The sequence below is a fragment of the Microbacterium sp. LCT-H2 genome, assembly GCF_001866135.1.
Taxonomy (GTDB): domain Bacteria; phylum Actinomycetota; class Actinomycetes; order Actinomycetales; family Microbacteriaceae; genus Microbacterium.
On record NZ_MODW01000002.1, the window covers coordinates 519,942 to 542,924 of the forward strand.

The following is a 22,983-nucleotide window of genomic DNA, read 5'->3' on the forward strand; positions in this document are numbered from 1 at the left end:
GGTCGAGCCCCCGGGCTCGCGTCGAGACCCCGCCTCACCTGCGCGCGCGAGGCGGGGTGTCGACGAGAAAGCGGGGTCTCGGGGGTGGGGCAGGGGATCTAGGGTGGAGGGATGAAGATCGCCCGGTTCAGCCACGACGACGCCATCATGTACGGGATCATCGACGACCGCGAGCTCGTGGTCCTGGCCGGGGACCCGATGTTCTCCGGGTACGAGACCACCGGCGCCCGCGTCCCGCTGACCGAGGTCACGCTGCTCGCGCCCGTGATTCCGCGCTCCAAGGTCGTGTGCGTGGGGAAGAACTACCACGACCACGCCGCCGAGATGGGAGGAGTGGCCCCCGAGGAGCCGCTGCTGTTCCTCAAGCCGAACACCGCCGTGATCGGCCCCGACGACGCGATCGTGCGCCCCGTCGCACTCTCCGAGCGGACGGAGTACGAGGGCGAGCTCGTGGTCGTGATCGGGCGGATCGCCAAGAACGTGAAGGCGGAGAACGCCCTCGACCACGTGCTCGGCTACACCATCGGCAACGACGTCACGGCACGCGACCTGCAGCGCAAGGACGGGCAGTGGTCGCGGGCGAAGGGCTTCGACACGTTCTGCCCGCTCGGCCCGGTGATCGAGACGGACTTCGACCCCGCACAGGCCACGATCGAGACGCGGGTGAACGGCGAGGTGCGTCAACAGGCGCCGCTCACCGACATGATCCACTCGGTCGCCGCGATCATCGAGTACGCCTCCGCGGTGTTCACGCTGCTTCCGGGCGACGTCATCATGACGGGGACTCCCGCCGGCGTGGGCACGTTCGAGGCGGGCGACACGATCGAGGTCGAGATCTCCGGACTCGGCATCCTCCGCAACACCGCGCGCGACGCCGCTCCCGCATCATGACCGAGGTCGCCCTCACGGCGACGCAGCAGCAGGCGGTCCAGCGCCGCACCGTGCTCGTGCTGTCGCTGGGGCAGGTGCTCGGCGGCATCGCGTTCGGAGCCACCGTGTCGCTCGGTGCGCTGCTCGCCGCGGACATCTCCGGCAGCGACGCGCTCTCCGGGCTCGCGACGGCGTCGGTGACCTTGGGAGCCGCGGTCTGCGCGATCCCGCTCGCCCGGATGGCCGCGCGCCTCGGACGGCGTCGCGCTCTGACCCTCGGCAACCTCTTCGCCCTCATCGGCATCGCCGTGGTGATCCTCGCGGCGTCCGTGCGCGTCTTCCCGCTCCTGCTCGCCGGCATCCTGCTGATCGGTGCGGGGAACGCGGGCAACCTGCAGTCCCGGTTCGCGGCGACGGATCTCGCGGCGCCGCAGCATCGTGGGCGCGACCTCTCGATCGTCGTGTGGTCCACGACGATCGGCGGCGTGGCGGGGCCGCTGCTGCTCGGCCCGGGGGAGGTCGTCGGGCAGGCGATCGGCATGCCCCCGCAGACGGGTTCCTACGTCTTCTCGTTCGTCGCGCAGTGCGCGGCGCTCGTGCTCTACCTCGTCGCCCTCCGCCCGGATCCGCTGCTCGCCGCACAGAGACTCGCGCAGGCGGCGGCCGCCACGACGAGCGCCGCCGTGGCGGACCGCCCGCGGGTGGCCCGCTACGCGATCTTCGCGATCGCGGGCTCGCACGTGGTGATGGCGTCGGTCATGGCGATGACCCCCGTGCATCTGTCCCACATGGCGCACGGCGCCCACGGGGCGGCGGCGACTCCGGCCGACGTCTCGGCGCTCGTCGGCATCACCATCGCACTGCACGTCGGCGGCATGTACGCGCTCTCGCCGGTGTTCGGCGTGCTGGCCGACCGCTGGGGGCGGCTGCGCGTGGTGCTGCTCGGGCAGGCTCTGCTCGGCGGCGCCCTGGCCTTCGCCGTCTTCGCGGGCACCGCGGCGTGGGGCGTCATGGTGGCGCTCATCCTCCTCGGCCTGGGGTGGAGCGCCGCCACGGTCGCCGGTGCCGCCCTGCTCACCGAGGCGTCCGCACCCGACGTCCGCACGCGGCGACAGGGACGCAGCGACTCGCTGATGAGCCTGTCTGCCGCCGCCGGGTCGGTCCTCGCCGGCGTCGTGCTGGCCAACTTCCAGTACGCCGGGCTCGGCATCGCGGCCTCCGTGCTCGTCCTCGCGATCGTCGCGCTGTCGCCGCTCGCCCGGAGCAGCGCGCGGTGAAGGCCTGGGGCGGTGTCGGAGAGGCCTATGCCGCCTCGTACGCGGCCCTGTGCGCGGGGACTTTCGACGTTCTCGTCGCCGCCCTCGGACCGGCGGAGGGTCGCAGCCTCCTCGACGTCGGGGCGGGGGAGGGGGGCCTCGCGGTCCGCTTCGCCGGCCTGGGGTGGGACGTCACGGCCTGCGAGCCCGAGCCGACCATGCGCGCCGTCGCCCACCGGAGCCACCCGACGCTGCGCATCGTCGACGGCGGCCTGCCGACGCTGCCGTTCGCCGACCGTTCGGTCGACGTCGTCGTGGCGAACTTCGTGCTGAACCACGTCTCGTCCCCGCGGACCGCCGCCCGGGAGCTGGGTCGGATCGCACGGGAAGCGGTCGCCGCGACGACCTGGACCCGTTCCCCGTCGTGGTTCTGGAACGAGGTCGTCGAACGCGCGGGGCTGAAGCCGTCCGCGGGGGAGAGGTTTCCGGCCGAGGAGGACTTCGACCGCACGGCGGACGGCTTCGCGGCCATGCTCGTCGAGGCCGGACTCCCGGAGGTGTCGGTGAGCGAGCACACCTGGACCTGGCCCGCCGACCCGGACGCCCTGTGGGTCTCGGTCGAGGGCGGCGTGGCCGGCGCCGGGGCGCAGTATGCCGGGCTCTCCTCCGCCGAGCGATCCCGGTTCCGCGTGGGGTTCGAGGAGACCGTCGCGGCGCATCGGGTGGGTGCGGTGCTCCCGCTGGAGCACCGCGCGGCGGTCGCGGTCTCGCGCCGGGGCTGACCGGCCCGCACCCGTAGAATCGAAGGGCTATGGCTACTCCGCATCCCCTCACCACGACCGCCAGCGGCGCCGACGTCCGCGTCCGCTTCTGCCCCTCCCCGACGGGGCTGCCGCACGTCGGCATGGTCCGCACGGCTCTGTACAACTGGGCGTACGCCCGTCACAACGGCGGGAAGATGGTGTTCCGCATCGAGGACACCGACGCCGCCCGCGACAGCGAGGAGAGCTTCCGCCAGCTCGTCGACGCGCTCACGTGGCTGAAGATCGACTGGGACGAGGGCGTCGAGGTCGGCGGCCCGCACGCCCCGTACCGCCAGTCGGAGCGGCACGACATCTACCGCGAGGTCATCGACAAGCTCCTCGCGACGGGCGCGCTCTACGAGAGCTACTCGACGGCCGAGGAGATCGACGCCCGCAACGAGGCCAACGGCCGCGCGAAGCAGCTCGGCTACGACAACTTCGACCGTGACCTCACCGATGAGCAGAAGGCCGCCTTCCGCGCCGAGGGTCGGCAGCCCGCCCTCCGCCTGCGGGTGCCGGACGAGGACCTCACGTACGTCGACCTCATCCGCGGGGAGGTCACCTTCCCCGCGGGCTCCTTCCCGGACTTTGTCGTCGTGCGCCCCAACGGTGTGCCGCTGTATACGTTCGTAAACCCCGTCGACGACGCGCTGATGGGCATCACCCACGTGCTCCGCGGCGAAGACCTCATGCCGTCCACCGCGCGCCAGCTCTCGCTCTACGCGGCGCTCATCGACGCGGGTGTGACGACGTTCGTGCCGCGGTTCGCCCACATGCCGCTCGTGCTGGGGGAGAGCGGCAACAAGAAGCTCTCCAAGCGCGACCCGCAGGCCGATCTGTTCCTGCACCGGGAGCGCGGCTTCATCCACGAGGGCCTCCTGAACTACCTCGCGCTCCTCGGCTGGTCGATCGGCCCGGACCGCGACGTCTTCTCGCTCGACGAGTTCATCGCCGCGTTCGACATCGAGAACGTGAATCCCAACCCGGCCCGCTTCGACCAGAAGAAGGCCGAGTCGATCAACGGCGACCACATCCGCATGCTCGACGTGAAGGACTTCGCCGAGCGCACGGTGCCGTATCTCGCTGCGGCCGGCCTGTTCGACGAGCCGACCCACGAGCAGCTCGTCCTCGCGTTCCGTGCGGCTCCGCTGGTGCAGGAGCGCGTGCAGCTGCTGGGCGAGGTGCCGGGCATGCTCGGCTTCCTGTTCCGCGACGAGGTGTCGTATGACGCGGACGCGCTCAAGGGGCTGCCGGCCAACGCCGCCGAGGTGCTCGACGCCTGCGTCACCGCCCTGGAGCCGGTCACGGACTTCACCCCGGAGAAGATCCAGGAGGCGCTGTCGACGGCGCTCGTGGAGAACCTCGACCTCAAGCCGCGCGTGGCCTACGGGCCGCCGCGTGTGGCCATCACCGGGCGCCGCGTCTCGCCGCCGCTGTTCGAGTCGATGGAGCTGCTGGGCAAGGACGAGTCGCTGCGCCGCCTGCGCGCGCTCTCGGCGTTCCTCGCGAACTGATCCGCGACGCGCCCGAGCGGCGACACGGCACCGGTGGTTTTGGTGATCGGTCGCCGCTCGGGTAAGCTTGATTCTCGGTGCGAGGCTCCGGTTTCGCCCTTGGGGTATGGTGTAATTGGCAACACGGCTGATTCTGGTTCAGTTGTTCTTGGTTCGAGTCCAGGTACCCCAGCCAGTCAGAGAAGGCCCGGATTCACGGCGAAGAGCCGCGATCCGGGCCTCTGTCGTTCCCGGGCAGGACGGGGCCCACGAGGCGTCCGTGACGCGGATGAGGTTGCCGTTCCGTAGGCTGGAGGCATGGGATTCCGCGAGACCGTCCGCCGCCTGAACGACGCGAACAGCGTGACGCACGGGGTGGTGACCACTGTCCTCACGGCCGGCCTCGCGGCGATCGAACCGCGCCGACTCACGACCGGACGCCGGGTGGCTTATCGGAGCGCCATCGCCGCGCTGACCGCGTGGACCGTGTGGGCGAGTCTCCGGCCCGCCGACGAGCCGGACCTCCTCGGTCCGATCGGCCGCGGGGCGGTGGCCACGGGCGCCGGCGGCACTGCGTTCGGACTCGCCGAAGCGGGCGAGGCTCTCGACGCGCGCCTCCACGACGGTCTCGTCCGCGCCGGCGCGCGGCGCCCGCGGTTGTGGCTCGTCGCAGGACAGGCTCTTCTGTCGCTCGGATCCTGGTGGGTCGGCCGACAGGGCACGCGAGCCGATTCGGAGCGCACCGAGGATGCCGAGCCGGCGGATCACGTCGAGCTGACGGCGGAACTGCGTGCCCTCGCCGAACTCCTGCTGTCCGCAACGGATGATCACGGTGCTCCGGCGCTGCGTGCGCAGCTCGTCGACGCGCGGCTGGTGCGCGACGACCCTGAGGAGGCGTTCTGGCCCTGGCTGAGCCTGGAGACGCCGACCGAGGGGCCACGGGCCGTGCCGGGCACGGCGACCTTCCCGGTGCTCGGCCGGTACCGCACGCTCGACGACCGTTCGTTCGACGTGCGTCTGCGTGTCGAAGGCGGACGGATCGACGGCCTGCACATCGACGAGGGCGATGACTGGACGGACGAGCAACGGACGCGCTGGGATGAAGCGGACCTCGATCTGAGCGCTCTCGGGAGCTGGCCGACGGCGGACGCGCTCGAGCTCTTCATCGAGACCCCCGACGGGTATCGGTCGGCGGCGCAGTGAGGCTGTGCGCCGAGCCCGGTCGCCCTCGGCTGAGGAGCGCTCACGCGGCATCGAGGAAGGGCTCGTACCGGTAGCCCGTCTCGTCGAGGATCGACACCGTCGATTCGGGGACCTCGAGGAACGCGCCCGGCAGATCGTTCAGCGGCTCGGAGACGATCACGTGCGCATGCCGACCGAAGACGCGCAGACGATCCGCATCGGGGTACATCCCACGAAGCGTCTCGATGTCCGTGGAGTGGAAGAGGGAGCGGGAACGTCCGACGGTCGAGTAGCGGAAGGCCCACACGGTGGTGCCGTCGGACACCGCGAAGGTTCCCTGCACGGGGAATCGGACACCGTGCTCGTGCCCCACGCGCTCGGCCTCCCGAACCGCCGCCCGCATCCCCGCGATCGGATCGTCCTGCAGGCCGAGGGTCAGGGCGAGGTGGAACAGCACCTCAGAGTCGGTGGTGCCCTGGATCTCCGGGTAGAGGGAGGGATCGACGGCGAGGGTGAGGTCGCGTTTCACGGTCAGGAACTCCGCCACGCCGCCGTTGTGCATGAAGAGCCAGTTCGCGTGCCGGAACGGGTGGCAGTTGGTCTGCTGGACCGGCGGCCCGGCGGCAGCTCTCACATGGCTGAAGAACAGCGGGCTGCGTATCGTGCGGGAGATCTCGCGGAGGTTCAGGTCGTTCCAGGCGGGCTCCATGCTGCGGAACAGTGCAGGCATCGGAGGCTGCCCAGAGCCGTCACCGTTCGACACCGGATACCAGCCGAGGCCGAACCCATCCCCGTTCACGGTCTCCGCGCCGAGCGGCGAGTCCAGGGACTGCGCCACGAGGGAATGTCGCGCGTCGAGGATCACCTCCGACGGATGCAGCGGTTCTCCCACGTACGCCAGCCACCGACACATGTCGACACCTCGTCCCCGACCCGATCAGGTCTGTGCCCGACGATACGCCCGCTCGCCCTTCCCGGCGACAGCGGCGGATGGGGAACCGGCTACTCGCACTCCCCGAGGAACCCGAGATAGCACACGGCCTCATGCGTGACGGCCGGCTCGGCATCGTCGTTCGAGACCTGGCGCGTCGCCGTCTCCGGCGTCCGGGTGAGATGCCCGAAGTCGCCCAGGGAGGCCACGTACATCCCGTCCGCGTCCTCCGCGATCATCCGGTCGATCTCGGCGCGGTGCTGCGCGCACAGGTCCGCGGAGGCGGGGACGAGGTCGACCCCGGCGCACGCGCCCGCGTACTCGGCCTCCATGAGGCCGATGCAGTCGGTCCAGTCCTGGTCCACTGCGCACGGGCTCACGCCGTCGTCGGCGACGAGGTACTTGCCGGTCTCGTACTCCTCGCTGTGGAAGGTCTCGGGCTTCTCCGGCACGTCGATCTTGGTCCAGTGACGTGCTGTCGTGAGGGCGAACACCGTCACGATCGCGGCGATCAGGAGCAGCGCGCCCACGATGCCCAGCGTCACCCAGAGTCCGACCCGGCTCTTCCGCTCCGGGCTCTCCGCGGGCGCGGGGGCCCACGGGTCGGCCGCGGGTGCGGGCGGGGGTGCCGCGGCGAATCCTGGAGCGGCGGCGACGGGGAGCTCGTGTCCCCCGAGCGGTGCCGCTGCGGGCTCGGACGCCACCGGCGCCGTGGTCGCGAGGAGATAGTCGTACCAGGCCCGGCTCGCCTGCTCGTCCGCGGCGACCTGCTGCGCTTCGGCGTCGGTGAGCACGAGACCCCACGCGTCACGGGCCGGTGCATGGGGGAGGGCGGAACGGAATTCTTCGAACGACACGGGCATGCTCGCAGAATATCGGCTTCTTCCCCGCGACCCCGGCGGTCATCCGATGTCCCCGGCTCCTGGAACAATGACGAGGTGATCGGTATGAAGTCCTTCTGGAACGCGTTGCCCACCGAGGGGCGCTGGCTGCTGTCGACCGTGGCGATCCAGACCCTCGGGCGGGGGATGACGCTGCCCTTCACGATCATCTACCTCCACGAGGTCCGCGGATTCGACCTCGGGTTCTCAGGTGCCCTCATGAGCCTCATCGCGATCACGGGGCTCGTCGTCACCGGTCCCGGGGGCACGCTCATCGATCGCTTCGGCGCCCGGCGCGTGCTGATCGTGGGCCTGCTGGCGATGATCGCGGGGTGCACGCTCCTCGCCTATGCCACGCATCCCGCCGTCGCGACCGTCGCGGTCGTGCTCATCGGAATCAACTTCGGGGTCTCCTGGCCCGGCTTCAACGCGCTCATCGCCTCGGTGGTCGACGGCGAGGTCCGTCAGCAGTACTTCGGCGTGAACTTCGCCCTCGTCAACCTCGGCATCGGCGTGGGCGGGATCATCGGCGGCTTCTTCGTCGACGTGACGGAGCCGTCGACCTTCACCACGATCTTCCTCATCGACGCGGCCACGAGCCTCATCCCGCTCGCTCTGCTCCTCGGCCCGCTCCGGCACGTGCGCACGCAGCCGGACCCCGACCCGTCGGCCACCACCGAGGGCGGCTACCGGGAGATCCTGCGGCGCCCTGCGGTGCTCTGGATGACGCTGCTGACCTTCTTCTCCGTCTTCATCGGCTACGGACAGATCGAGGCGGGATTCCCCGCCTACGCCCGTCAGATCGCCCAGGTCTCGACCGCCGTCGTCGGCATCTCGTTCGCGGTGAACACGGCCGTCATCGTGCTGCTGCAGTTCGCCGTCCTCCGGCTCATCACCGGGCGCCGGCGCACCAGAGTCATGCAGGTCATGGCGCTCATCTGGGCCGTCTCCTGGGTCATGCTCGGCGCCGCGGGCCTGCTTCCCGACTCGGTCACGGCCGCGATCGCGGTGATCGCTTTCATGGGCGTGTTCGCGTTCGGCGAGACCATGATGCAGCCGACGATTCCGGCCATCTACAACGATCTCGCGACGGACCGCACCCGTGGGCGCTACAACGCCCTCAACTCCGCGGCCTTCCAGGGCGGGGCGATCCTCGGCCCGCTCGTCGCGGGGGTGCTCCTGGGGGTCGGCGTCAGTGGCTGGTTCATCGCGGTCATGGTCGCGGGCAGCCTCGCCGTCGGCGTGCTGGCGGTGGTGCTGGAGCGGGTGCTCCCGGCGGCGGCCAACGGCAGCAGCGCCGAGGTCCATCGAACGGACGAGGTCGAACGGACGCCGCCGGTCTAGGCTCCGAGTATGGCCCTCGAACCGCTCTTCCTCCGTCTCGACCGGATCGCGGGTGGGCGGCAGGCCGGTGTGCTGATCAGCGACGCCGGTCGCACCCATCCGCGGACCGTCCGTGCCTTCACCTGGATCCTCTGGCTCCTCGTCGCCGAACTGGTGCTCGGGGTGGGTGCCGTGGTGGTCGCCCTGGTGCTCGCCGCCGACGGCGACAGCGTGCCCTTCGCCGTGTGGATGCGCACCCTCGTGGTGCTGGCGATGACGGCGACGCTGTTCTACTTCGCGTGGCGCGCGCGCCGCGGATGGCGCTGGGCCTACCTCCGGCTGCGGTTGTTCGCGCAGATCTTCCCCGTCATCACACTCGTCATGGCGGCGATCCCCGGCCTCTACCCGGTGTGGATGGTCACCGAGCAGATCGTCTTCAGCCTGATCATGATCGGGATCGCGGACTTCCTCACCAGCGACCACATGCGGGCGGTCTTCGCGAAGGACGCCGACGCGGATAGCACGCCGGCGGGGTGAGACGCCACTCCCTACCCGCCGAGACTGCGGTCACTCCACACTCGGAGGAGCTGCACGGCGGGAGGAGAGACGCATGGCGCGACTGGTGCGAGTGGTACCCGGCCAGGACCCGGGTTTCACGCGGAAGCGGACGAGCTCGGGATTCCGGTACGTCGATCCGACGGGGGAGCCGGCGCCCGAGGCGGATCGCGAACGCATCAGCGACCTGGTGATCCCGCCGGCATGGCAGGACGTGTGGATCGCGGCCGACCCGCTCGCGCACATCCAGGCCGTGGGCATCGACACGGCCGGGCGCAAGCAGTACCTCTACCATCCGCTCTGGCGGGTCTCCCGCGACCGTCGCAAGTTCGTCCGTGCGCTGGACCTCGCCGCGGCCCTGCCCAGCGCCCGGGCGCAGGTCACCAAGGCTCTCAAGGAGGACGGGCAGACGAAGGAGCGCGCTCTCGCGATCGCCTTCCGCCTCCTCGACGACGCCGCGCTGCGGATCGGTTCGGAACGCTACCTGGCGCGCCACGGCAGCCGGGGCCTGACCACGCTCCGCCGCCGCGACGTCCGCATCGACGGCGGCGACGTCGCCCTCTCCTTCCAGGCGAAGAGCGGACAGACCGCCGCGATCGAAATCACCGACGAATCCCTTGCCGAAGCCCTCACCGACTTCGCGAGCGGCGCCTCGACCGCCTTCCTCCTGGCGTACCGCAAGGGTCGGCGGCGGGTGAAGATCACGCCCGCCGAGGTCAACACGTACCTCAAGGACGTGCTGGGTGCCAGCTTCTCCGCCAAGGACTTCCGGACGCTGCACGGCACGATCATCGCGGCGGACGCCCTCGCCCGCATCGGAGCCCTCGACCGCCGCGGTCACCGGAACCAGGCCGAACGCCTCGCGGTGCAGGCGGCGGCGACCGCCCTCGGCAACACGACCGCGGTCGCCCGCAACAGCTACATCGATCCCCGCGTGTTCCGGCAGTACGCTCGGGGGCGGACGCTCGATCTCGACGTGACCCCGGAGACCGCGATCCGGCGACTGCTGGGCGGACCGGAGACGTCGCGCAAGGTCAACCGGCGAGGAACTGGGCGGCGCGGCTGAACGCGCCGATGCTCCCCGGTCGCCCCCGGGAAGATGCCAGGATGGGGGGATGCACACCGCGAACCTGACCCGCGAGGAGACTGCGGCGCGATCCGCCGCGATCACCCTGCACCGCATCCGCGTCGAGCTGGACCTGACCGGAGCCCCGGAGTGGGCGCGCACGGGCTTCCCGACCACGACGGTCCTGGAGTTCGATGCGACCGTCCAGAGCACGTGGCTGGACTTCATCGGCGAGGAGGTCGTCCGCGTCGAGGTGAACGGCGAGGAGCGGGCCGTCGTCTATGACGGGGCGCGCCTCGCGATCGACGGCCTCGCGGCCTCGAACGTGGTCCTGGTCGAGGCGGTCGGTGCGTACAGCCGGTCGGGGGAGGGCCTGCATCGGTTCCACGACCCGGTTGACGACCGCACCTACCTGTACACCCAGTACGAGCCCGCGGACTCCCGTCGGGTGATGGCCTGCTTCGAGCAGCCGGACATGAAGGCGGAGTACACCTTCATCGTCGACGCACCGTCCGGGTGGGAGGTGCTCTCGAACCAGTCGCCGGCACACGTCGACCTCGGCGTCGGCGTGCAACGGGTGCAGTTCGCCCCCACGCTGCCGATCTCCAGTTACATCACCGCGGTCGCGGCCGGTCCCTATGCCCGCGTCGACGGGGAGTGGACCAGAGACGAGCAGCGGGTGGCCCTCGGGGTGTTCGTCCGCCGCTCGCTCGTCGACCACCTCGAGGCCGACGAGATCCTGGAGGTCACTCGACAGGGGCTCGACTTCTTCACCGACGCCTTCGCCTATCCCTACCCGTGGGGCAAGTACGACCAGATCTTCGTCCCCGAGTACAACCTCGGCGCGATGGAGAACCCCGGTCTGGTCACCTTCACGGAGGGCTATCTCTCGCGCGGTGCGGCCACCGAGGCGCAGCGGGCGGGCCGGGCCAACACGATCCTCCACGAGATGGCGCACATGTGGTTCGGCGACCTCGTCACGATGACATGGTGGGACGACCTCTGGCTCAAGGAGTCGTTCGCCGATTACATGGGCTCGCACGCCTCGGCGGTGGCCACCCGCTTCCACGATGCGTGGGTGACGTTCGCCATGCGTCGCAAGGCCTGGGCTTATCAGCAGGATCAGCTCCCCACGACCCACCCCATCGTCGCCGACATCCCCGATCTTGAGGCCGCGAAGCTGAACTTCGACGGCATCACCTACGCCAAGGGCGCCTCGGTGCTGAAGCAGCTCGTCGCTTTCGTGGGCGACGAGGCGTTCTTCGAAGGCGCCCGGCGGTACTTCGCCGCCAACGCGTTCGGCAACACCACCCTCGACGACTTCCTCGTCGAGCTCAGCGCGGTGTCCGGCCGGGACATGACCGACTGGGCCGCCGCCTGGCTGCAGACCACGGGCGTCTCGACGATCTGGACGGAGACCGACGCGGACGGAGGACACCACCTCGTGCAGGACGACGTCCGTCCGCACCGCCTGCGGATCGGGCTGTACGACCTCGTGGACGGCCGCATCGTGCGGCGGGAGCAGCGGGAGCTGGACCTGATCGGGGAGCGCGCGGACGTCGACCTCCCCGAGGCCGATCTCGTGCTGCTCAACGACGACGACCTCACCTATGCGAAGGCGCGCCTCGACGAGCGGTCCCTCCGCACCGTCGAGGAGTCGCTGTCCGACATCGAGGACCCGCTCGCCCGTGCGCTCGTGTGGTCGTCGCTCTGGAACGCCACCCGCGACGGCGAGCTCGACGCGGTCCGCTTCGTCGCGATCGTGCGGGCGCACGCCCCGCGGGAGTCGAACGGCGGTCTGCTGGCCGCGGCGCTCCTCGACGCTGCTTTCGCGCTGCGGCATTTCGTCCGCGACGACCGACGCGATGCGGAGCAGCGCGCCTGGACCGAGGCCACGTGGTCGGCGCTGCAGCAGGCGGAGGCCGGCAGCGACGCCCAGCTCTCCTGGGCGCGCGCTCTGGCGGCGGCTTCGGCTTTCGACGACGTCCACCACGCCGAGATCCGCGCCCTGCTCGACGGCGACGTGCCGGAAGGGCTCGTCGTCGATCCCGATCTCCGGTGGCAGCTGCTCACAGCCCTCGTCACGACGGGTCACGCCGACCTCGCGGACGTCGCGGCGGAGGAGCAGCGGGACGACACCGGGGACGGACGCACTGCGGCGCGCCGCGCCCGCGCCTCCGTCCCCGACGCGGCGGCGCGCGCGGCCGCCTGGACGGCCGCGTGGGACGACCGGTCGCTCACCAACGACCACCTCGATGCCGAGATCGGGGGCTTCCGCGCCGGCGGCCGCCGCGACCTCATCGAGTCCTTCGACGAGGAGTACTTCGATCGGATCGGAGCCGCGTGGACGGAGCGGAGCATCGAGATCGCTCGTCGACTGGTGATCGGTCTGTTCCCCGCGCGGTCTTCGTTGGACCTGGTCGATGCCTGGCTGTCGGCCAGCCCCGAGGCGCCGGCGGCGCTGCGACGACTCCTCATCGAGCAGCGAGACCACCTCGCGCGTGACCTGCGGGTACGGGGCGCTCAGGGCTGACCGACGGCGATTCCGGCAGTGGTCAGCGCCTCAGGCTCTTCGCGATGGCCTTGCCCTCGGAGGACTCTTCCAGCGTGTCCCAGAGGTCTGCGGAGCTCAGCGACACGTACACCCCTGGTCCGCCCTGCCCGCCGCAGTCGTCCCCGTAGGAGACGACGCCGATCTGATAGGCCGTGGCGCGCGCCGGAGGTTGGCGGAACAGCGGCCCGCCGCTGTCTCCCTGGCACGAGTCCTTGCCGACGACTCCGGCACACATGTTCACTCCCGGGCGGAAGGAGTCGTAGCTGAGCTCGCATTCCGCTGTCGCGAGCATCGGCACCTGGACCTGACGGAGCCGGTCCGGGAAGTTCCCGAGAGCGGGGTCGGTGTTGCCCCAGCCGATGACGGTCGCCGACTGTCCGGGACGAAGGAGAGCGTCCGTCCCCTTGGTGGGCAGCTTCACGGGCACGATGCCCGAGACCGGGCGGTCGAGCCTCACGAAGGCGAGATCGTAGGCGTCATCCCCCTGGAGGTAGCGCGGATGGACGATGACCGGGCCACCGGCGTCCGCGCCGGCGAGACCGCGATCCTGACCCTGACTGCCGTCGGACAGCACGGTGCGGCCGACTGTCACCGACACTCCGTCCACGGCGGGCACCGGCAGCCCGCTGAGAGGGTCGGCGTCCGTGACGCAATGCGCGGCGGTCATCACGAGGCGCGGCGCCACCAGCGAGCCACCGCAGAAGGCCTCGCCGGCGGACTGGAGAGAGGCCATGAACGGATAGGCGTCGTTCGGCACCGCCGTGCCGCCGATGATCCGCGAGGTGGCCCGTTCCTCGCGGTCGCTGGAATCGCCGTCCGCCCATGCCGCCGCCGGGGGACCGACGAGGCCGGACGCGACGAGGGCGGCGCCGGCGAGGGCGAGCCCGATCTTCTTCCTGCTCTGGTGAACTCCGGTCATCTTCATGGGGACTGTTCCTTTCGTGACAGGTAACACGTTACGAGCGGCCAAGTACAGCATCCGGTCGCGACCGGAGCAAGAGCGCGCCGGTATGCTGGCCCGTGGTCAGGAGGCGCGGTCGGCTGTCGCCTCCACAGTCATCCCCATCACCGTCCGCACGATCCACGGATGCGCATGGTCGTCGGCGATGTGGGTCATGCCGAGCTTCTCCGCGACCCCTCGTGACGCCTGGTTCTCGGGGTGGATGATGGCGGTGAGGAGTATCGGCGCGAACGTCTGGGCGACAAGGTCGACGCAGGCGCGCGCCGCTTCGGTCGCATAGCCGCGTCGCTGGCGGTCGGTGCGGACGTGATAACCGACTTCGAGCACGGGGGAGCCGTTTACCGACTGCCAGGTGAGACCGCAGTCGCCGAGGAACTCCCCGTCATGCGTCTCGATGATCCAGAGACCGTGGCCGTCCTCGCGGTAGCGCTGCTGCATGCGCGCGATCCACTCGGCGGCCTCCGTTCGCGACTTCGGTGCCGGGTAGTGGGCCATGACCTCCGGATCCCCGAGGAGCGCCGCCATCTCGTCGAGGTCGTCGGCGGTCATCTCTCGGAAGGCGAGCCGCGGCGTCGGGGCGGGCAGGAGGCGTCGCGGTGGGGTCACAGATCCACGGTGTCGCCGGGTTCGAGCACGAGGAACTCGCCGCCGCCCTGCTCGGTCGCCCACTGCAGTCGCTGGCGGTGCATGTTCTTGCCGATCACGGACAGGGTCATGTCGTGCGTGCCGAACGCCCGGCGGGGCTTCACGGCGAGCACGTAGTCGATGGCCTCCCCGATCTTGAGCCACGGGGCTCCGAGCGGCGCGGCGAGGGTGCCGACCTCGACGCCCTCGGGCACCGCATAGGAGTCACCGGGGTAGTAGAACGTGTCGTTGACGAGCACGCCCACGTTGTCGATCGTCGGGATCGACGAGTGGATCACCGCGTGCGTGCCGCCGAAGAAGCGCAGGGTGAAGGCGCCGACCTCCACGGTCTCGCCGGGGGAGACGACGGTGACCTCATAGCCCTGCGCAGCTTTCGCCACGCCCTCCGGCCCGAAGATCGGGGTCCCAGGGGCCGCGCGCAGAATCCGGTCGAGGTGCTCCGGCGTCCAGTGATCGGGGTGCTCGTGCGTGAGCACGATGGCGACCAGTCCGGTGAGATCGTGCAGCGGGGCGGTGAAGGAGCCCGGATCGATCAGGAGGGTGTCGTCGTTCTGGTCCAGACGAAGGGTGGCATGTTCGAACTTGGTGACGCGCATGAGTCGAGTCAACTCCTTCCCGGAGCCTGCGGCAAACAGAAATCGGCGCGCCACGCCCGGGATCACGGGTGGACCGGCCTCGATTTGGCGCAGCGAGAATCGCCGTGGCATACTTGAACGGTTGTCGCGGAACGGAAAAGTTCCGCAAGACGGCCCCATCGTATAGCGGCCTAGTACGCCGCCCTCTCACGGCGGTAACGCGGGTTCGAATCCCGCTGGGGTCACACAACACGACGATAGCCCTCCGGTTCTCCGGGGGGCTTTCGTCGTTCCGGAGCGTGCGCGTCAGTCGTCCGCGCGCAGCGACAGCGTACGGAACGCGCGAGCCCGGAGCGGCACGAGCATGAGCGCCATCATCGCGCCACCGGCCACGACGAACGGCACCCAGACGGTGCTGAGGGAGGCCAGCGCGCCGAAGCCCGCCATCGCGAGCGGCATCAGGCAGTCGTCGCCGAGCCGGGTGAGGGAGCCCATCCGACCGAGGAAGGCGGTGTCCACCGTCGCAGCGAAGGTCGCGCTCAGCAGCACGGAGGCGTAGCCCGCGGTGGCGCCGACGACGGTGGCGGCGGCGGCCACCGTCCAGGCGGGGCCGAACCCGAGCGCGACGATGCCCGCTCCCTGGACGACGAGCGCGCCGAACCCGCTCCGCGCCTCGTGGCGCGGCCGCCATCTCGCGACTGCGGCAGCCCCCACGGCGGCGCCGAGGCCGAGCAGGCCCTCGAAGAGGCCGACCGCGGGAGCCCCCCACCCCTCGTCGTGCGCCCGCAGAGCCAGGCCGATGCCGACGGCGGGTCCCACGGCGAGATTGAGTCCGGAGAGGGCGATGACGAGCGTGCGCGTCGTGGGGTTCGCGCCGAGGTGGGCGAACGCCGCGCCGATCGCGCGCAGGGACGACGTGCGCGGAGCCCGGGCGAGACGGAACCGCGGGCGGAGGGCGATCGCCAGGAACCCGACGACCAGGGCGAAGGTCACCGCGTTCGCCGACGCGCTCCCCGCGAGACCGGCCTGGGCGACGAGCAGGCCGCCCAGCGCGGCACCGCCCATCGTGCCGAGGCGGGACGCGGTCTGGATGACAGCCGCGTAGGAGGGGAGGTCGTCGGTGCGCACCAGCTGTCGCCCGATGGTGCCGGCCGAGGGTTCGTAGAACGCGTCGCACACCCCGAACGCCACGGCGGCGGCGAGCAGGACGGGCACGGTGGGCGCATGCGAGACCGTCCACACGGCAGCGGCGACGAGCACGCCCACACGCACCGCGTTGCAGACGATCATCACTCGGCGGGCGTCGGCACGATCCGCGATGACTCCGCCGAAGAGCAGGACCATGGCGCGCGGAATCGTGCCGGCGGCGACGATGAGTCCGGCGATGGCGGGGGAGGCGATCTGCACGGCCGTCCACGCCAACGCGATCGTCCACACGGCGTCGCCGGCGTCGGACAGAGCCTTGACGCCGATCCACGCGTGCACCATCCGGTCACGCCGGAACGGAGGGGGAGGGGAGAGCTCGACGGGCGGGGTGAGCGCGGTCATCACGGCTCCGTGGGGAACGCGTGGGCGAAGAAGAACACCGGCGTGCGCGCCTGGCCGTCGCCTTCGTCGATCGAGGTCTGCCACTCCCGCACCACGCGCAGCACGCGCGTGGAGAGGTCCCGCAGTTCCTCCGGGGTCGCCCACGCGGTGGTCTCCGTGTTGGAGGCGTCGTAGTCCGCGACGGCGGGGTCGCCTCGGCGGCGGTGCCAGCGCTGCAGACGGTCGATCTGCATGCGAATGCCCTGCCGCTGCGCCTCCCGGGCGAGGAGTGCATCGCCGGGGGAATCGGCGAAGTCCTCCACCGACCAGGTCAGGCCGCGCCGGGCGACCGTCCACCAGCTCGTGCGCCGATCGCCGGTCGGGTCGGCGGCGCGCTCGACGATGCCGGCACGCTCGAGCATCCGGAGGTGATGGCTGATGCTGCCGACCTGACTCTCGAGCGCGCGGGCGATCGCCGTCACCTGCGAGGTGCCGTACAGGAGGAGGTAGTCGTAGATGCGTCGTCGCAGCGGATGGTGCACGGCGGTGATCACGGAGATGTCTTCCACGCCCCGAAGGCTATGCAGCGGTTCGGAGACGCACAAGACTTCTTGTATACCGCGGGACGGCGGGCTACTCCTCCGTGCGCAGGGAAACGGCCGCCGCCTTCCGGCGCCGTCGGCCGCGACGGACGAGCCAGACGATCAGCACGACGACAGCGGCCACCGCGAGCCAGGGGAGGAGGAAGCCGAACGCGACCACCAGGGCGTTCAGCGAGACCACCAGACCGTTCCATCCGGCTCGCAGCCCGTCGCCGAAGCCCGCGGGGTCCGCCGCGGCCGGTGCGTCCGCCCTCGACAGATCCACGGTGAGAGACGACAGGGCCACCTGGTCCTCCAGCGCGGCGAGCTGCTGTTCGTACGACTCGAGCTGTGCCTGGCGATCGGTGAGCGCGACCTCGGCCTCGATGAGATCGGCGACCGTGCCCGACTGGCTCATGAGCTCCGTCAGCCGCTGCACCGAGGCGCGGGTCGACTCCACGCGGGCGCGGAGATCGATCGCGGTGGCGGTGACGTCCTGCTTCGTGACGGAGGACGAGAGCACCTCCCCGGTGTCGCCGAGGGCGGCGATCACCGTGGTCAGGTCGTCGGCGGGGACGCGGACCGTGATCCAGCCGTATCCGGAGTCGGCGGGGACCCGCTCGGCGGGAGCATCCGACGCGACCGCCTTGCCGACCTCGGTGCTCTCGACGTAGCCGCCGTGCTCGACAGCGAGGTCGCCGATGGCGGCGGCAGCCTCGGCGATGTCCTTCACCTGCATCGACGCCTGGGCCGAAGCGACGATCTCCCGGCCGTCTTCCGCGGATGCTGCCGCGTCCGATCCGACGGCACCGGGCAGGGTCGCCCCCTCGACAGCGCGGTCCGGCACGGCCGACCCCGCCTCGTCGGTCGACCAGCCCACGACTCCGTCCGCTGTGGACACGGAGGAGCCGCCCCCGCCCACGGCGCCGAGGATCGGCGGCGTCACCAGGACTCCGACGACGAAGGCCGCCGCGATCCCGCCGGCGGTGAGCCACCGGCGTCGACGTCTCCTGGCGCGCTCTGCGCGCGGCGAGACAGGTGGCCGTTCGCCCTGGATCTCGGTGAAGACGGCCTCCTCGATCCGTGCGATGGTCGCGTCGGACACGGGCGGGAGGCTCTGTTGCGGGGTCTGGTCGTTCATGCGTCCCTCACTTCCTTGACAGCGCCGCGCAGCTGGGTGCGCACGCGTGAGAGACGGTTCCGGACGACGGCGTGCGTCACACCGAGCTCGTCGGCGGCGGCCTGGTAGGCGTAGCCCTCGGACGCGCACAGCCGGAAGATCTCCCGGTCGAGCTCGTTCAGGGTGCCCACCTCCGCGGCGATCCTCGCGGCGAGCGCCGCCGTGATCACCTGGTCCTCGACGCTGACGACGTCGGGGAGCTGGTCGTCGGCCGCGTCCGCCGTGTGCGCCTGGTCGCGGCGGCGCTGGCGCAGTCGGTTCGCGGCCTGGAAGCGGCAGATCGTCGCGAGCCAGGGGAGGATCGACTCTCCCTGCAGCTCCAGGCCCGGAAGCTTGCGCCAGGCGACCACGAAGGTCTCCTGCGTCACGTCTTCCGCGTCGGCGACGACGCCGAGGATGCCATGGGCGATCCAGTACACGGGCCGCACGTGGGCGCGGTACAGGGCGCGGAAGGCGCTCTGATCGCCGGTCGCCGCCTGGGCGGCCCAGCGCTGGTCACTCGTCTGTCCGGGCATCCTGATTCCGTTCGGTGTCTCTCCTGGAGAGTGTCGGCGGATGTCCCATCGTCTCAGCACGGATTCGGATCCGCCGTCGTATGTCGACTTCCTCGTCCCGACGACCCCCACCTCCGGTAGCATGGCCCGGGCGAGAGGGAGTATCCCGAATCCGCGCGTAACGTCATCACGAGCACCGACATCGCTGCTCCGGGCGCGCGCCGCACATCTGCGGGGGAGAGACTTTCGACTCATTCCCGACCCCTCGCGAAAGGTGCACAGCGCCCGTGGACATCCCTGTCTGGTTCGAGATCACGTCGATGGTCGTCCTCACGATCATCCTGATCGCCGACCTGCTCCTCATCCGGCTGCGACCGCACATCCCCTCCACCAAGGAGTCGACGCTGTGGGTCGTGTTCTACGTGGGCCTCGCGCTGCTCTTCGCGGTGCTGTTGGGGAACGTGGGCGGATGGCAGAACGCCGGGGACTTCATCACCGGGTGGGCGCTGGAGTACAGCCTCTCCGTCGACAACCTGTTCGTCTTCGTGCTGATCATGGCGCAGTTCGCGGTGCCGCGACGCCTCCAGCAGCAGGTGCTCATGGTCGGCATCATCATCGCGCTGATCCTGCGCGGGCTGTTCATCCTCGTCGGCGTGACGATCATCGAGAACTTCTCGCCGATCTTCTACCTGTTCGGCGCCTTCCTCGTCTACACGGCCATCCGCCAGGCGATGCCGGAAGGCGAGCACGAGGACGACGTCAAGCGCGAGAACTTCATCGTCCGGCTGCTCCGCCGCCGGATCGACATCAGCGAGACCTACGACGGCTCGAAGATCCGCACGACCGTTGACGGGAAGCGGATGTGGACGCCGATGATCATCGTGTTCATCACGATCGGCGTCACCGACCTCATCTTCGCGATCGACTCGATCCCCGCGATCTTCGAGATCACGACCAACGGCTTCCTCGTCTTCGCCGCCAACATCTTCGCGCTCATGGGGCTGCGCCAGCTCTACTTCCTCCTCGGCGACCTCCTGGACCGCCTCCGCTACCTGCACTATGGCATCGCCGTGATCCTCGGGTTCATCGGCATCAAGCTGATCCTGCATGCGCTGCACATCAATGAGCTCCCCTTCATCAACGGCGGCGAGCACGTGGAGTGGGTGCCGGACATCGACAACATGGTGTCGCTCGCCGTGATCCTCGTCTCGATGACCGTGGCGACGATTGCGAGCCTGGTCGCGTCGTCCCGGGAGAAGCGCGCCGAGAAGCGCGCGGCCGCGATCCGGGACTGATCCGGCACTGATCCGGCGAGGCGCGGGTCAGAACGCCTGCAGATTGGCCTGCAGGCCGCCGTCCGCGTACTCGCGCCGGAGGAGCCCGCGACGGCGGAGGATCGGCACCAGCTCATCAAGGGTGCGGTGCAGGGTGACCGGATGGAAGTCACCCCAGAGGAGCACGCCGTCGTTGCCCCACTCGCCGAGCTCCTCGACGAGATCGGCGAACTCCTCCGCGGTGCCCACGAAGCCGCTGCGATCATGCAGGCGCCCGGTCCTGGCGAGTGCGGTCAGGTGCGCGCGGAGCGGGGCATCCTCCCCGCGATCCCCGATGAGCCGCTGGATGCTCCCGCGGGAGACGTGGGCTCCGAAGATCGAGGGGTCGAGCGGGCTGTCCAGATCGAGGGCCGTGAGGTCGGTCTCCAGGTCGCTGGACTGCTTCCGGGCGATCTGTGCGAGCGCGGCGTCGTCCGGGTGGGCGGAGGCGGCCACGATCCGGTCGGCCTCCTCGGCGGACGCCGTGATCACGGGCTGGATGGCGAAGAGGACCTTGACGTCCTCGGCCCGGCGTCCGCGGGCGAGAGCCGCGTCGTGCACCCGCTGGCGATACTCCCGCACCGCCTTCTCGTGCAAGGGGGCGAGCGCCAGCTGGACGTCGGAGTTCGCCCCCGCGAACGCCAGTCCGCGTCCGGAGCCGCCGGGGGAGACGATGGCCGGTTCGCCGTCGGTGAAGGGCAGGGCGTTCAGAGGGCCGTCGAAGTCGTAGTGGGCGCCGCGGTGCTGCACCGGACGCATGCGCGTGCCGTCCGCGTATACCCCGGAGACGGGATCGGCGACCAGTGCACCGTCGTCCCAGCTCCGCCAGAGCGCGCGGATGCCGGCGAGCCATTCCTCCGCACGGTCGTACGCCTCGTCGTGGCCGAGCTGCGGGGCCGCGGAGAAGTGCCGGGCGCTGCCGGTGTCGGTGACCACGTTGAGGCCGAGCCGGTGTCCGCTGAGATGCTGCAGGGTCGCGAACTGACGGGCCGACGTGTAGGGCAGCGAAGCCGCCGGGTTCACCGTGGGCACCACCCCGAGATGACGGGTCGCCTGGAAGAGGTACGGTGCGAGCAGCAGGGAGTCGTGCTTCGGGCCGCCGAACGCATGACGCACGCGCAGATCGATGGTGTCCGCCGACCCGAGCGAGGGGCTGTCCTCGATGATCACGAGGTCGAAACCGGCCTGCTCCAGGGTGCGCGCGGCCTCCTGGTAGACCTCCGGGCGCGTCCAGTCGTAGTCCCAGTCCAGGGACGGATACCCCCACCCCTGAGGGCCGAAGCCCCGGGCGAGGAACCATCCGAAGTGCTGCAGGCGGCTCATGCCACCGTCTCCCTGACGCTCTCGAGCACCCGCGCGAGGTCGCCGATCAGGTCGTCGACATCCTCGATGCCGATCGACAGCCGCAGGGTGCCGGGGCCGACACCGAGGGTCCGACGTTCCTCGTCCGTGCGCTGCGCGTGGCTGGTCGTGCCGGGATGCAGCACGAGCGACCGCACGTCGCCGATGTGCGTCATGTGCGTGAAGACGGACACCTCCTCCACGAAGCGACGGGCCGCGGAGAGACCGCCGCGCAGGGTGAAGGTGAAGATGGAGCCGAACCCGCCCTCGAGGTAGCGCAGCGCGGTCTCGTGGTGAGGATGCGAGGGCAGGCCGACGTAGTCCACGCTCTCCACGGCGTCGTGTGCGGCGAGCCAGCGTGCGACGGCGAGGGCGTTCTGCGACTGGCGCTCCACACGCAGGCCGAGCGTCTCGGTGCCCTGGCCGATGAGGAACGCGTTGAGGGGCGAGGGCGAGGCACCGAACCGCGGGGCCACCGACTCCCTGGCGTACCCGATGCGGGCGCGGCCGCCGTGTCGGGCGAAGGCGCTGGGTGCGCCGCCCCGCCCCGGCAGCACGAGGTGCGGGGCGTTGTGCCCGGCACGCTCGGCGTCGAACCGGCCGTCGTCGATCACCACGCCGCCGAGCACCGCGCCCTGGCCCGCGAGGAACTTCGACGCGGAGTGCACCACGATGGCCGCGCCGTGCTCCAGCGGCCGGAGGAGGGCCGGGGTGGCCAGGGTGTTGTCGACGATCAGGGGGACGGCGATCTCGTCGGCCACGGCACTGACCGCCGCCACGTCGAGGATGTCGTTCCGCGCATTCGCGAGCGACTCCGCGAACAGCGCCCTGGTCGTCGGGCGCACGGCGTCGCGCCAGGCATCCGGGTCCGCGATGTCATCCACGAACGTCGTCTCGATGCCGAGGCGGGCGAGGTTGTCCAGGAACAGCCCGCGGGTGCCCTCGTAGATGTGGGTCGAGGAGACGATATGGTCGCCGGCCCCCACGACCGAGAGCAGGGCGGTCGTCACCGCGGCCTGTCCGCTGGCCACGAGGACGGCGTCGGCACCGGATTCCAGACTCGCGAGCTGCCGCTCCACCGCATGCACGGTGGGGTTCCCGGTGCGCGTGTACCCGAATCCGGTGCCCGTGCCGAAGTGGTCGGCAGCGTGATCGAAGTCGTCGAATTCGAACCCGGCCGTCAGATAGATCGGGGTCACGCGGGAGGCGGCAGCGGCCCGGCCTCTCGCGGCGTGCACGGCGCGGGTGGCGAAACGGGCGGTGTCGGCGGTCATGCGGGGCCTCTCGGTCGGTCGGGTGAGCAACAGAGTGTCACGGCGTGTCTCGGCGTGTCCCAGCGGTGGTAACCTGACGTCATGCGGACCGTGCTCCTTCTTAGCGGCCGCGGCGAGACCTCGATCTGAGCCCCTCCTCGTCGCGGAGTCCATCGTGGGCCGAACCGCCATCCACAGG

General features: G+C 70.5%; 21 protein-coding genes and 2 tRNA genes. 12 read left to right on the forward strand and 11 right to left on the reverse strand.

Going from position 1 to position 22,983, the window contains the following annotated elements:
* Positions 1 to 111: 111 nt before the first annotated feature.
* From BK819_RS06875 to BK819_RS06900, 6 genes are all read left to right on the forward strand, one after another.
* Entirely contained in the window at positions 112 to 891 is a 780-nt protein-coding gene (locus BK819_RS06875) for a fumarylacetoacetate hydrolase family protein (protein ID WP_071328478.1), read from the forward strand.
* Positions 888 to 2,147 carry an MFS transporter gene (locus BK819_RS06880; protein ID WP_071328479.1) on the forward strand — a complete coding sequence of 420 codons (1,260 nt, stop codon included), beginning with the start codon at positions 888 to 890 and terminating at the stop codon, positions 2,145 to 2,147. The genes BK819_RS06875 and BK819_RS06880 overlap by 4 nt, the downstream gene beginning before the upstream one ends.
* The gene (locus BK819_RS06885) at positions 2,144 to 2,908 is read left to right on the forward strand and encodes a class I SAM-dependent methyltransferase (RefSeq protein ID WP_071328480.1); all 765 of its coding nucleotides are present in this window, start codon (positions 2,144 to 2,146) and stop codon (positions 2,906 to 2,908) included. Before BK819_RS06880 ends, BK819_RS06885 begins: the two co-directional genes overlap by 4 nt.
* 29 nt (positions 2,909 to 2,937) lie before the next feature.
* Positions 2,938 to 4,443 carry a glutamate--tRNA ligase gene (gltX, locus tag BK819_RS06890; protein ID WP_071328481.1) on the forward strand — a complete coding sequence of 502 codons (1,506 nt, stop codon included), beginning with the start codon at positions 2,938 to 2,940 and terminating at the stop codon, positions 4,441 to 4,443.
* Positions 4,444 to 4,543: 100 nt separating this feature from the next.
* Positions 4,544 to 4,618: transfer RNA gene (locus BK819_RS06895), tRNA-Gln, on the forward strand.
* A 122-nt stretch (positions 4,619 to 4,740) separates the two neighbouring features.
* Positions 4,741 to 5,625 (forward strand): hypothetical protein, encoded by an 885-nt coding sequence (locus BK819_RS06900; RefSeq protein ID WP_071328482.1) that lies wholly within the window; start codon positions 4,741 to 4,743, stop codon positions 5,623 to 5,625.
* 40 nt (positions 5,626 to 5,665) lie between these two features.
* On the opposite strand, the gene BK819_RS06905 is transcribed toward BK819_RS06900, so the two are convergent.
* Both BK819_RS06905 and BK819_RS06910 read right to left on the reverse strand, forming a co-directional pair.
* Positions 5,666 to 6,517, reverse strand: a complete 852-nt coding sequence (locus BK819_RS06905) for a class II glutamine amidotransferase (protein WP_071328483.1) — start codon at positions 6,515 to 6,517, stop codon at positions 5,666 to 5,668.
* Between the two features lie 89 nt (positions 6,518 to 6,606).
* Positions 6,607 to 7,398: a hypothetical protein gene (locus tag BK819_RS06910; RefSeq protein ID WP_071328484.1), complete on the reverse strand. Its 792-nt coding sequence runs from the start codon at positions 7,396 to 7,398 to the stop codon at positions 6,607 to 6,609.
* A 75-nt stretch (positions 7,399 to 7,473) separates the two neighbouring features.
* Here BK819_RS06910 and BK819_RS06915 point away from each other — a divergent pair, with 75 nt between their 5' ends.
* The 4 genes from BK819_RS06915 to pepN all read left to right on the forward strand — a co-directional run bounded on the left by BK819_RS06915 (position 7,474) and on the right by pepN (position 12,893).
* Entirely contained in the window at positions 7,474 to 8,760 is a 1,287-nt protein-coding gene (locus tag BK819_RS06915) for an MFS transporter (RefSeq protein ID WP_349680467.1), read from the forward strand.
* Between the two features lie 9 nt (positions 8,761 to 8,769).
* Entirely contained in the window at positions 8,770 to 9,276 is a 507-nt protein-coding gene (locus BK819_RS06920; protein ID WP_071328486.1) for a hypothetical protein, read from the forward strand.
* A 73-nt stretch (positions 9,277 to 9,349) separates the two neighbouring features.
* Complete coding sequence (locus tag BK819_RS06925) at positions 9,350 to 10,360, forward strand: DNA topoisomerase IB (protein ID WP_071328487.1); 1,011 nt, start codon at positions 9,350 to 9,352, stop codon at positions 10,358 to 10,360.
* 49 nt (positions 10,361 to 10,409) lie between these two features.
* The gene (gene pepN / locus BK819_RS06930; RefSeq protein ID WP_071328488.1) at positions 10,410 to 12,893 is read left to right on the forward strand and encodes an aminopeptidase N; all 2,484 of its coding nucleotides are present in this window, start codon (positions 10,410 to 10,412) and stop codon (positions 12,891 to 12,893) included.
* Positions 12,894 to 12,915: 22 nt separating this feature from the next.
* On the opposite strand, the gene BK819_RS06935 is transcribed toward pepN, so the two are convergent.
* From BK819_RS06935 to BK819_RS06945, 3 genes are all read right to left on the reverse strand, one after another.
* Positions 12,916 to 13,839 carry a trypsin-like serine protease gene (locus tag BK819_RS06935; RefSeq protein ID WP_071328489.1) on the reverse strand — a complete coding sequence of 308 codons (924 nt, stop codon included), beginning with the start codon at positions 13,837 to 13,839 and terminating at the stop codon, positions 12,916 to 12,918.
* A 99-nt stretch (positions 13,840 to 13,938) separates the two neighbouring features.
* Positions 13,939 to 14,481, reverse strand: a complete 543-nt coding sequence (locus BK819_RS06940; RefSeq protein ID WP_256209409.1) for a GNAT family N-acetyltransferase — start codon at positions 14,479 to 14,481, stop codon at positions 13,939 to 13,941.
* Positions 14,478 to 15,116, reverse strand: a complete 639-nt coding sequence (locus tag BK819_RS06945) for an MBL fold metallo-hydrolase (RefSeq protein WP_071328490.1) — start codon at positions 15,114 to 15,116, stop codon at positions 14,478 to 14,480. The genes BK819_RS06940 and BK819_RS06945 overlap by 4 nt, the downstream gene beginning before the upstream one ends.
* Before the next feature lie 151 nt (positions 15,117 to 15,267).
* On the opposite strand from BK819_RS06945, the gene BK819_RS06950 reads away from it, so the two are divergent.
* Positions 15,268 to 15,340, forward strand: a tRNA-Glu gene (locus BK819_RS06950).
* Positions 15,341 to 15,401: 61 nt separating this feature from the next.
* On the opposite strand, the gene BK819_RS06955 is transcribed toward BK819_RS06950, so the two are convergent.
* The 4 genes from BK819_RS06955 to BK819_RS06970 all read right to left on the reverse strand — a co-directional run bounded on the left by BK819_RS06955 (position 15,402) and on the right by BK819_RS06970 (position 18,898).
* Positions 15,402 to 16,643 (reverse strand): MFS transporter, encoded by a 1,242-nt coding sequence (locus BK819_RS06955; protein WP_071328491.1) that lies wholly within the window; start codon positions 16,641 to 16,643, stop codon positions 15,402 to 15,404.
* On the reverse strand, positions 16,643 to 17,191 hold the full coding sequence (locus BK819_RS06960) for a helix-turn-helix domain-containing protein (RefSeq protein WP_071328492.1): 549 nt from the start codon (positions 17,189 to 17,191) through the stop codon (positions 16,643 to 16,645). Before BK819_RS06960 ends, BK819_RS06955 begins: the two co-directional genes overlap by 1 nt.
* Before the next feature lie 64 nt (positions 17,192 to 17,255).
* On the reverse strand, positions 17,256 to 18,344 hold the full coding sequence (locus tag BK819_RS06965; protein WP_071328493.1) for a DUF4349 domain-containing protein: 1,089 nt from the start codon (positions 18,342 to 18,344) through the stop codon (positions 17,256 to 17,258).
* A complete protein-coding gene (locus tag BK819_RS06970; RefSeq protein WP_071328494.1) occupies positions 18,341 to 18,898 on the reverse strand; it encodes an RNA polymerase sigma factor in 558 nt (185 codons plus the stop codon). Before BK819_RS06970 ends, BK819_RS06965 begins: the two co-directional genes overlap by 4 nt.
* 266 nt (positions 18,899 to 19,164) lie before the next feature.
* On the opposite strand from BK819_RS06970, the gene BK819_RS06975 reads away from it, so the two are divergent.
* Entirely contained in the window at positions 19,165 to 20,172 is a 1,008-nt protein-coding gene (locus BK819_RS06975; RefSeq protein WP_071328495.1) for a TerC/Alx family metal homeostasis membrane protein, read from the forward strand.
* Between the two features lie 27 nt (positions 20,173 to 20,199).
* Here the strand turns inward: BK819_RS06975 and BK819_RS06980 are convergent, their stop codons facing one another.
* Both BK819_RS06980 and BK819_RS06985 read right to left on the reverse strand, forming a co-directional pair.
* Positions 20,200 to 21,513 carry an LLM class flavin-dependent oxidoreductase gene (locus BK819_RS06980; RefSeq protein ID WP_071328496.1) on the reverse strand — a complete coding sequence of 438 codons (1,314 nt, stop codon included), beginning with the start codon at positions 21,511 to 21,513 and terminating at the stop codon, positions 20,200 to 20,202.
* Positions 21,510 to 22,805 (reverse strand): O-acetylhomoserine aminocarboxypropyltransferase/cysteine synthase family protein, encoded by a 1,296-nt coding sequence (locus tag BK819_RS06985; RefSeq protein ID WP_071328497.1) that lies wholly within the window; start codon positions 22,803 to 22,805, stop codon positions 21,510 to 21,512. Before BK819_RS06985 ends, BK819_RS06980 begins: the two co-directional genes overlap by 4 nt.
* Between the last annotated feature and the right edge of the window lie 178 nt (positions 22,806 to 22,983).